The 11,157-nt window shown below is 39.1% G+C and carries 6 protein-coding genes; 4 read left to right on the top strand and 2 right to left on the bottom strand.

The window, feature by feature from the left end; all coding sequences use genetic code 11:
• Window positions 1-368, bottom strand: a 368-nt coding sequence (locus IR083_RS07515) for a hypothetical protein (RefSeq protein WP_194223814.1), incomplete at its 3' end; no start/stop codon positions are given.
• 747 nt (window positions 369-1,115) lie between these two features.
• A complete protein-coding gene (locus IR083_RS07510) occupies window positions 1,116-2,030 on the bottom strand; it encodes an AraC family transcriptional regulator (protein ID WP_194223813.1) in 915 nt (304 codons plus the stop codon).
• 139 nt (window positions 2,031-2,169) lie between these two features.
• On the opposite strand from IR083_RS07510, the gene IR083_RS07505 reads away from it, so the two are divergent.
• From IR083_RS07505 to IR083_RS07490, 4 genes are all read left to right on the top strand, one after another.
• Complete coding sequence (locus IR083_RS07505) at window positions 2,170-3,546, top strand: sugar porter family MFS transporter (protein WP_194223812.1); 1,377 nt, start codon at window positions 2,170-2,172, stop codon at window positions 3,544-3,546.
• 125 nt (window positions 3,547-3,671) lie between these two features.
• Entirely contained in the window at window positions 3,672-7,016 is a 3,345-nt protein-coding gene (locus IR083_RS07500; protein WP_194223811.1) for a DUF5107 domain-containing protein, read from the top strand.
• Window positions 7,013-9,184 carry an alpha-galactosidase gene (locus IR083_RS07495; RefSeq protein ID WP_194223810.1) on the top strand — a complete coding sequence of 724 codons (2,172 nt, stop codon included), beginning with the start codon at window positions 7,013-7,015 and terminating at the stop codon, window positions 9,182-9,184. Before IR083_RS07500 ends, IR083_RS07495 begins: the two co-directional genes overlap by 4 nt.
• Window positions 9,181-11,139: a glycoside hydrolase family 97 protein gene (locus tag IR083_RS07490; protein WP_194223809.1), complete on the top strand. Its 1,959-nt coding sequence runs from the start codon at window positions 9,181-9,183 to the stop codon at window positions 11,137-11,139. The genes IR083_RS07495 and IR083_RS07490 overlap by 4 nt, the downstream gene beginning before the upstream one ends.
• The last annotated feature ends 18 nt before the right edge of the window (window positions 11,140-11,157 follow it).

The raw sequence follows: 11,157 nt of genomic DNA, 5'->3' as shown, positions 1-11,157 counted from the left end.
GCTATTTTAGAAAGATATGTGTCTATAAGATTACGATAATGCGTATTAAGCAGCGAGTATTTGTCCTTCTTAAACAGGGGCCTGCTATGTTCATGATAACATGGAAGCTGGTCAAGCTCTTCAAAATCTGCTATCCTTTTGATCTTGGTACGTTTTTCCTTTAATGTAGATGCCGCCAGATTAGTTTCACGGACCAAATAATCGTAAACTTCTTCGTAGGTTTTGATATCCGAAGTAGATTTTTCCAACTTGAAAATCAGATCAATTACAGCCTGATAATCTCGAACCGTACTTTTTGAGTAATGTAACTCTTCTGCTAAATGCCGAATGAAAAGAGGATATGAACTCTTTAATTTTTTGATATTCATGTTTATCTATATTTATATGTTTACCATACAAATATGATAAAATCCTAAATTCATTATTCATAGCATGCTGATATATTGGCTAATTGGTCTTTAGTTTAGGATTTGTTTTGGTTTAGGATTCGTGGTTTAATCCGAAATTTCGGATTAGACAACTGAAATATACGCACGGATAAGTACAAGACAAAAATTAGAGGCAATTGAAAAAACCTCTTTGTCACCAAAACCTGAATCATTACCAATCTGGCATCGTAATAAAGGGTTGCTTGAGATGCTTGAAAATCTCGGAAAGTAGAAATATTATGTAACCTTCTTCAATTAAATATCTTTGGAAAATAGTTATTTATCTGAGAAAGGTTACATATTCTAAAAGGTTACATAAGGGACGGGGATACTATTTAATTTTTCCACTTATACCTGTAAAGCCGTTTCTTTTAATAAGAGGCGGCTTTCATGTTGTTAGATCGAAATATTTCCTGATCTTTTGCTTACGTCTGATTTTGCGAATATGGAAAATTCATTGTTTAAGTCTCTTCTATATAAGCATTTCAATTGAATAAAAGATGTTCATTTGTAAAAACATATCCTAATTGGTTCGAGAGACATTGTGTACTTCTCATTTTAAGGAGGAGAGTAAGTTAAATTTCAAATATGCGAAATGAAAAATGATTGAAGAACGATATTTTGTATTTGACGGATAATTAGGAATACCCATTGCAATATCCTCTCTGGTTTCTCATAGCCCGATTATCAAATATCTTTTATATTGCTGCTTTTGTCCTCATAGTATCTTTTTCTGTATTCTTTCGGAGTTATTCCCATTTCCTTGATAAAGGAATTGGAAAAATGGAACGGATCATAATATCCCAGCCGGAAAGCTATCTCTTTAATTTTTAGGTCTGAAAATTGGAGAAACGAACATGCTCTTTGTATTTTTAACTGATTATAATATACCATAGGCGAAAAAGATGTTCTCTGGGTGAATAATGTCGTGAAATGAGAGCTTGAATAGCCTACAGCATCTGCAATATCTTTCAGGGTTATTTTGTTTTCGAGATTATCTTTCATATAGTGGATACATTGTTGTATCACATCATCGACTCTCACATTTTTAATTTCCCTAAACTGAGTAAGATATTTCAGGGAAGCCAGAAAGTGCATCAGACAAAAACTGATATATTCGAGGTTCTCGGGATTATATCCCATTTCCAGATTTTGATACATGTCCTCAAATAAAGTGATACGGTCGTTGTATCTACTGTTATCAGACTCTTTTATAAATAGTTGCCTCCCGATAATAGAGCTGAACATATGCACATTTTTTCCGTTAAAGTGTATCCAGTATATGCTCCACGGATTACGGCTTTCTGCTCCATAAGCATGGCTTTCACCCGCCGGAATGATGAATGCCTGATTTTCTGAAAGGATATACCTTTCATCCTTGCATTCAATCCATCCTTTACCTTTTTCACAATAGATAAGAATATTCTCATTCGTTCCATCTATCCTTTGTCGAAAATGATATTTTGCATTCGGGTAATAACCAATATGGGTTACATATAATTGTCTGGTTATTTCGTTAGAATCCTGGTATTCTCTTATATTATAGGGGGTAACGATAGCCTTCTCTCCTTTGAAACCTTCGGCTATTTCAATGTTTTCCATGATTGTTCTATTTAAATGGTATTGATTTTGTCCGCTAAAATAATAATATTTTACATGTTTTTGAAGAAAAGTTACATTTTTAGTTCATATGAAGATAGTACTTTTACATTCATTAAACTGACATTAAATCAATATCACGATGAAACAAAAGAATAGTTCTTATTTATTGCTTATTACATTTGTCTCAGCTATGGGCGGACTACTGTTTGGGTACGATTGGGTAGTTGTCGGCGGGGCAAAGCCATTTTATGAAGTCTTTTTTGATATTACAGACTCACCTTATATGCAAGGATGGGTAATGGGTAGTGCTATTCTGGGATGTCTGATAGGTGTGATGGTATCCGGCAGTTTATCAGATCGTTACGGAAGAAAGCCTTTGATGATAATAGCATCTCTTGTATTTATCGTGGCCGCTATAGGTACAGGTATCAGCGATACATTACCCTGGTTTATAGCATACCGTATTTTGGGTGGTATAGGTATTGGTATAGCTTCCAATTTGTCGCCGATGTACATAGCTGAAGTGTCCCCGGCGAGCGTGAGAGGTAAATTCGTTTCGCTCAACCAGCTTACAGTTGTAATTGGAATACTTTCTGCACAACTGGTAAACTGGCTTATCGCAGATCCAATTAATCCGGGAGAAGATATTTTGAATTCATGGAACGGCCAAATAGGATGGCGCTGGATGTTTTGGGCCGGAGGCATTCCCGCTATACTATTCTTTATAATGATATTCATTGTCCCCGAAAGTCCGAAATGGCTTGGTACACAACTGAAATTTGATAAGTCCGAAAAAATCCTGACACGAATTGGCGGTATAGAATATGCTCAGTCAGAAATATCGTCTTTACGTGCTTCTTTATCAGAAGTTACAGAAATGGCAGACTTCAGGCTTCTCTTTAAAGGAAAGATGCCTAAAATATTACTGATCGGGGTTGTAATAGCCGCATTTCAGCAATGGTGCGGGATAAATGTAATATTCAATTATGCACAGGAGATTTTTTCTGCTGCGGGGTATGGCGTTTCCGATATTCTGTTCAATATAGTAATTACAGGGGTTACCAATGTCATATTCACTATAGTGGGTATGTATACTGTGGATAAGCTCGGGCGCAGGTCATTACTATTGTTTGGGGCTATTGGCCTGACATGCATATATGCCATTCTTGGAGCATGTTATTATTTTCACATTTCAGGTATGGCGGTATTAGTGCTGGTTATGCTGGCTATAGGATGCTACGCCATGACACTGGCTCCTATCACATGGGTGGTTATCTCCGAAATATTCCCGACACGTATTAGGGGGATGGCAATGGCTGTATCTACATTCTCTCTATGGACAGCATGCTTTATCCTTACTTACACATTCCCTCTGCTGAATAGCGGTTTGGGCGCATATGGTACATTCTGGCTATATGGAATTATCTGTCTGTTAGGATTTGTCTTTGTGAAGAATAACCTTCCTGAGACAAAAGGTAAATCTCTTGAAGAAATAGAAAAAGAGCTCACCAGATAAGGAGTAGGAGTATCCAAAACAATAATACTTAGATTATAACAAACTATTGCTGTTTTATCTGCAAAGAAAATAAATAGGTCTGCGACCTTGATTGTTTAACATTTAATTTAAAAAGCGAAAGCATAATGGAAAAGATAACTCATTATCTGATTCAATCTACAGTGAATGAAAAAAATGTAGCCCGTGCATGGGAAGAAAACATCATGTTGCCTACATATGAAATAGGAGAGGAAGAAAAGAATCCGATCTTTTTAGAAAAGCGGGTTTATCAGGGAAGTTCTGGGGGGGTATATCCCTATCCTGTAGTAGAAAAGGTTTCAGATGAAAAGAAAGATAAACAATATAAGGCATTGTTTATTGAGAACGAATATATTAAGGTAATGATATTACCCGAGCTGGGCGGTCGTATACAAATGGCTTATGATAAAGTAAAACAACGTCATTTTGTATATTATAACCAGGTAATCAAACCTGCTTTGGTTGGTCTTACCGGTCCCTGGATATCCGGAGGAATCGAGTTTAACTGGCCGCAGCATCACCGCCCAAGTACATTCCTGCCTACAGACTACCTGATAGAAGAGAATAAGGATGGAAGCGTTACTGTATGGTGCAATGAAGTGGAACGTATGTTCCGCACCAAAGGTATGCAAGGCTTTACTCTCTATCCGGGAAAAGCATATATTGAGATTAGCGTGAAAGTATATAACCGTACAGCATTTCCTCAAACGTTCCTATGGTGGGCCAATCCTGCTGTGGTAGTGAATGATGGGTATAAATCGGTGTTTCCGCCGGATGTACATGCCGTTTTCGATCATGGCAAACGGGCTGTTTCAAATTTTCCTATCGCTACAGGTGAATATTATAAACAAGATTATTCCGCGGGGGTAGACATATCTAAATATAAGAATATACCTGTTCCTACCTCATATATGGCTATCGAATCCAAATTCGATTTCGTAGGCGGATACGAAGATGATACAAAAGGAGGCCTGTTACATGTTGCCAACCATAATATTTCTCCGGGGAAAAAACAATGGACATGGGGAAACGGCGATTTCGGTATAGCCTGGGATAGAAACCTCACAGATGAGGATGGCCCATACATTGAGCTAATGACAGGCGTTTATACCGATAACCAGCCAGACTTCACATGGTTGCAGCCTAATGAAGAAAAATCATGGGTACAGTATTTTATGCCTTACGCTGAGGTAGGATATGTAAAGAATGCAAACAAAGACGCAATTGTAAACATAGAAATTGAAGGCCATAAGGCTAATATTATTCTTTACACAACTTCAGAATTCAAGAATCTCCGTGTAATTCTAAAGAATACAGAAGGCAAAATGTTTCTGGATGATTGTACAAATACTTCCCCGGCGGAATCGTATCTGAAAGAAGTCGTAGTTGGAGAAATACTTCCGGAGAATCTGAAATTTGAACTGTATGCATCAGATGGAAAAGAATTATTGGCATATCAGGCTGATAAACCCGAAATAAAGCCGACTCCGGATTCTGCAAAACCAGCGAAAGAGCCTAAGGATATCGCATCTATGGAACAGCTTTATCTGACGGGACTTCATCTGGAGCAGTATCGCCACGCTACTTACAATCCGGTTGATTATTATATGGAAGCCCTCAGCCGTGAACCCGGTGATATTCGTTGCAACAACGCAATGGGGCTTTTACTGATGCGCAGAGGGCAGTTTGCCAAAGCAGAGCCTTTCTTTCGCAAGGCAATAGAAACCCAAACCGAACGCAATCCTAATCCATACGATGGCGAACCGCATTACAATCTGGGCTGGTGCCTTAAAATGCAGGGACAAAATGATGACGCTTATGCTGCTTTTTTCAAGGCGACATGGAATGCGGCTTGGCAAGACTGTGGATATTTCGCCTTAGCCCAAATAGATGCAAACAGAGGTTTGTGGACAGATGCTTTGGACAGGATAGACCGGAGCCTTATTCGCAACTGGCACAATCATAAGGCACGTCAACTCAAAACTTCAATATTAAGAAAACTGGGAAGAAAAAAAGAGGCATTGAACCTGATTGAAGAATCGCTGAAAATCGATAAATTCAATATGGGATGCCGTTTCGAACAATATCTTCTGACAAACGATACTAAAGACCTGAATGAACTGAAAGCATTGATGCGAGGAGCAACCCATTCATATATCGAATATGCTCTCGATTTCGCCAATGCAGGTATGTATGAGGAAGCGGAACAATTCCTGTCTTACAGTATAATCGATGAAAATAATGTATACCCGATGGTATATTACACGTTAGGTTATTTTACTTCACATTCGGGCAATCCGGTAAAAGCAAAAGAATACTATATAAAAGCATCACAGATGCCTCCCGAAAAGTGCTTCCCGAATCGGATAGAAGAAGTGAATATTTTACAGGATGCAATGAAAGTAAATCCTTCGGATTCTCTGGCGCCATATTACTTTGGCAACTTCTGGTATGCCGCCCGCCAATATGATGAAGCAACAGTATGCTGGGAAAAATCAAAAGAACTGAATAATAAATATCCTACCGTATTGCGTAATCTGGCTTTGGCATACTATAACAAATACAATAAAAAACAGGAAGCAAAAAAGCTACTGGAACAAGCATTTGCGTTGGACCCGACAGACTCACGTCTATTGATGGAACTGGATCAACTCTACAAAAAAAGAGGATTTTCCCATGCCGAACGGCTTGCTTTACTCGAAAAGTATCCTCAACTGACGGAGCAGCGCGATGACCTTTGCATAGAACGTATCACCCTTTATAATCAATTGGGTAAATATAAAGAAGCTATGGAGCTTATTAATGCGCGCAAGTTTCATCCATGGGAAGGTGGTGAAGGGAAAATCACCAGGCAATATATACTTTGCCGGATAGAGCTGGCAAAACAATCTATTGCAAATAAACAATATGGAGAAGCTTTGAGGCTCTTGCATGAAACAGACACTTATCCTCATAATTTGGGCGAAGGCAAATTGGCGAATGCTGAAGAAAATGATATTGATTACTACAAAGGAATTGCGTACCGGGGCCTGGGCGATGAACAAAAAGCTCAGTTCTTCTTGCAGAAAGCAATTGTTGGAATGGCGGAGCCGCAACAGGCATTTTTCTATAACGATCAGCAACCGGACAAGATTTACTATCAGGGGCTGGCATGGGAAGCTCTGGGTAATATGGATAAAGCACACAGCCGTTATAACAAGCTGGTAGCCCATGGAGAAAAACATCTGTTCGATAACTGCCGTATTGATTATTTTGCGGTTTCTTTGCCGGATTTGGCTATTTGGGAAGATGATTTGAACACCCGTAATCAGATACATTGTTACTATGTAATGGGGCTCGGTCATCTGGGACTTGGTAATTTAAAGAAAGCCAAAGAATATCTGAGAAAAGTAAAAGAGTTGGATATAAACCATCTGGATAGTCAACTTATATTAAATAAAATTGAAAAATGAGATACCTGGTTACAACATTATGCCTCATGCTTGCTATTGGGGTATTTGCAAATGATTTTATAACAATTACGACGGACAATACATGCCTGTTACTAAAAGTAAACGAAAAGAAGAAGCTTGAACAAAGCTACTTCGGTAAGAGAACCAGGCATTTGGACGAACTGGAAAAAGTCCCGTTAAAAGATTATAATGCATACGCTACATTCGGTACCAGCCATGTGTTCGAAGCAGCCTTGAGGGTAACTCATGCGGACGGGAATACATCTACGGATCTGGTTTATATATCTTCAAAATCAGACCGGCCGGATGATAATATTGTCCATACTGTCATATCGCTGAAGGATGCTTATTACGGGTTGTATGTCGACCTGCATTATAATGCCTATCAGAAGGAAAATATTATCGGGCAATGGGCGGAGATTCGTAATGCCGAAAACAACAGTGTAAGGCTGGAGAATTTTGCATCTTCCGATTTGTCTTTTTATGCGAAGGACTATTTTGTAAGCCAGTTTCACGGAGATTGGGCCGAAGAGATGAACATTGCCGAACAAGAACTGACTCCGGGTATTAAAATTATTGATTCGAAATTAGGCGTAAGAACAAATCAATACACGCATCCATGTTTTCTTTTATCATTGGATAATCCTGTGGAGGAAAATCATGGTGAAGTTATTGGTGGCACACTGGCCTGGCCCGGAAACTTCCAATTCTGTTTCGAGGTCAATAATGACCAGGAATTGCGCGTATTATCCGGAATAAATCCTTATGCCTCTGCATATACTTTGGATAAAGATAAATCATTTAAAACTCCTGCTTTATTATATACATACAGCAATGAGGGCAGTGGCGAGGTGACACGCAATTTTCATCGTTGGGCACGGAAGTACGGAATTAAAAATGGCGATAAAGAAAGAAGTATCCTGTTGAATAACTGGGAGGCAACTTATTTCGATTTTGATGAACCAAAACTAACCCGGATTATTGACGATGCATCTAAGATGGGCTTTGAATTATTCCTTCTTGATGATGGCTGGTTTGGTAACAAGTATCCGCGCAATGGTGATAATGCCGGGCTTGGAGACTGGCAAACCAATAAGAAAAAACTGCCGAACGGTATTCCATATCTGATAAACGAATGCCATAAGAGAGGTTTGAAATTTGGTATCTGGGTAGAACCTGAAATGGTAAACCCGAAAAGCGAATTGTATGAAAAACATCCTGACTGGATAATCGCGCAGCCTCACAGGGAGCGTACCGAGCAACGTAACCAGTTGATTCTAGATCTAAGTAACCCTAAAGTACAGGAGTTTGTATATAATACTGTGGATAATATATTGCAGGAAAACCCGGGTATAGATTATGTGAAATGGGATTGCAACAGATTTGTATATAATCCTGGTTCATCATATCTCGCTGCCGGCCGTCAATCTCATCTCTGGATAGATTACAGTAATGCTCTGCTGGAAATAATGAATAAAATAAGGGTGAAATATCCTGATGTAACATTTATGTTATGCTCCGGTGGCGGAGGGCGTATCGACTATGCATCCATGAAGAATTTCGATGAATACTGGATCAGTGATAATAACGACCCGTTGCAACGAATCTTCACACAGTGGGGCGCACAATATTTTTTCCCTACTATCGGATTGGCAAGCCATGTTTCTGTATCACCTAATCATATCTCAGGTCGTAGTACTCCTTTGAAATATCGTTTTGATGTAGCGATGGCAGGTAAACTTGGTATGGATCTGCAACCCGTGCAAATGACCGATGAAGAGAAAGTTTTCTCAAGAAACGCTATAGAAACTTATAAGAAAATAAGGAAAACCGTTTTACATGGAGACCTTTACAGGATATTATCTCCCTATAAGAATAATCGTACTGTTTTCATGTATATTTCCGAAGATAAGAATGAAGCTATTGTATTTAATTTCCTTGTAAGAAAAGAAATTAAACCTAATATACAAACAATATATCTTCAGGGACTTGACCCGGATATGAAATATACGCTGAAAGAAATCAACAAAATTTCACCTGACTGGTCGCGTTCGTCAGCATACGAGGGTAAGGAATTTAGTGGAGATTATCTTATGAATGTTGGGCTTACGTTCCCTATGTATAATGAATATGAAAGTGTTGTACTTCAACTTAATAGTGTAAGATGATGAAATATTTATATATTCTGTTAATCGGTATTCTCTTTTTTACTTCTTGTAAGAAAGGGAATATCGAAATTGTATCCCCGGACTCTAAGTTGAAGATTGTGATCGAGACAAAAGATTCTCTGTCTTATAGAGCTTTATTTAACGAAAAAGAAATTGTAACCCGTTCGGTAATAGGGCTTGAACTGGAAGGGAAAACACCGGGGATAAATGCAAGGATAGAAAATATTCAGTCCAAATCTGTAAATGAGACGATTGAACCGTTATACGGTAAGTTTAAACTTTTATCTGATAATTATAATGAAACGAGAATAGATTTTGAAGGGGGCTGTTCATTAATTGTCAGGGCATATAACGAAGGTGTCGCCTATCGGTTTATTACTGATTTTGATGGGGAAATAATAGTGAAAAACGAAATTGTCAATGTAAATATAGCTGGAGATCCTGCCGTTATCTTTCAGGAAACATCTAATTATACTTCGTGGGAACTGATGCAAATAGATTACACCAGTGCGTCTGCTATATCAGACGGAAAACGGTCTATTACTCCTGTATTATTCACAATGCCTGATAATGTAAAGGTTGTGGTGGCAGAATCCGATGTCAGGGATTATCCGGGCATGTATCTGGAAAAGAGCGCGAGGGGTTTTTCCGGAGATTTCGCACATTATCCTGATAGTACGGCTTTAGGCAGTTGGGGATTTGTTTCCGTAGTACAACGTACAAAGGATTATATTGCTAAAACCGATGGTAAAAAGGAGTTTCCCTGGAGAGTAATCATTGTAACGGAAGATGATAAGAAGCTGCTAACAAATGAGCTTGTTTACAAACTGGCAACACCTCAGGTACTGACGGATGTATCATGGATAAAACCCGGAAAAGCGGCGTGGGAATGGTGGCACGATGCCATATTGCCCGAAGCGGATATTCCATCGGGCATGGCTAACAGGAATACGGCCTTGTATAAGCATTATATAGATTTTGCAGCAGAAAATAATCTGGAGTACCTGATGATTGATGCGGGTTGGTCGCATATTTTCGACCTGTCGCAGATAAATCCGAAAGTAGATATAAAAGAGATAATCAATTACGGCAAATCAAAGAATGTAGGTGTATTTTTATGGTGTGTTGCTATGGCCCTGACCGATAAAGCGGATGAATATCTGAAAATGATGCATGATTGGGGTGCTGCCGGTATCAAAGTCGATTTCTTTGACCGTGATGACCAACTGGCAATGGATTGGTATGAGACAATTGCACGCAAGGCTGCGGAAAACAAGCTGATGGTTAATTTTCATGGTTGCAGTAAACCTACGGGGATGCAACGTATGTATCCCAATATAGTAAACTATGAAGCTGTACGGGGTGGCGAATGCTCCAAATGGGATTTGACTGCAAACCCTAAGCATCATGTGACTTTTCCATTTACCCGCATGTTGGGCGGGACGCTCGATTATACTCCGGGTGCGATGCGTAATTGTTCTCCTCAACTATTCAGGCCGATTGATCCGGGATTACCTTCTGCACAAGGAACCCGTTGCCATGAATTAGCGATGTTTGTTGTTTATGACCAGTATCTGGCCATGCTCTGTGATTCACCTTCCGAGTACAGAAAGGATGCCAATGTAATGAAGTTCCTGTCTAATGTTCCTGTTACATTCGACAATACAATAGTACTGGATGCTGAAGTAGGCGAATATATCCTTATAGCAAAGCAGAAAGGTGAGAATTGGTATATAGGTGGAATGACCGATTGGGCAGCCCGCAATATGACAATTGATTTTTCATTTCTTGACAAAGGAAAAGAGTATAAGGCCGATATCTATAAAGACGGAGATGATGCCGGATTATGGGCAACGCATTATGTTTATAAGGTTGAGGATGTAAATTCAGATTCGAAAATGACTTTTCCTGTAGCTGCCGGCGGAGGATTGGCCTTGAGGATATATCGGCAATAGTCTTGTGTCGGTTTAAAG

The organism is Dysgonomonas sp. GY75, from assembly GCF_015234155.1.
Taxonomy (GTDB): domain Bacteria; phylum Bacteroidota; class Bacteroidia; order Bacteroidales; family Dysgonomonadaceae; genus Dysgonomonas; species Dysgonomonas gadei.
The sequence above is the reverse complement of the archived record's forward strand: the minus strand, read 5'-3'. Positions and strand labels throughout refer to the sequence as shown.

Coding starts and splice junctions, on each gene's coding strand:
- IR083_RS07505 (WP_194223812.1), top strand. CDS start 2,170: ATGAAACAAAAGAATAGTTCTTATTTATTGCTTATTACATTTGTCTCA.
- IR083_RS07500 (WP_194223811.1), top strand. CDS start 3,672: ATGGAAAAGATAACTCATTATCTGATTCAATCTACAGTGAATGAAAAA.
- IR083_RS07510 (WP_194223813.1), bottom strand. CDS start 2,030: ATGGAAAACATTGAAATAGCCGAAGGTTTCAAAGGAGAGAAGGCTATC.
- IR083_RS07490 (WP_194223809.1), top strand. CDS start 9,181: ATGATGAAATATTTATATATTCTGTTAATCGGTATTCTCTTTTTTACT.
- IR083_RS07495 (WP_194223810.1), top strand. CDS start 7,013: ATGAGATACCTGGTTACAACATTATGCCTCATGCTTGCTATTGGGGTA.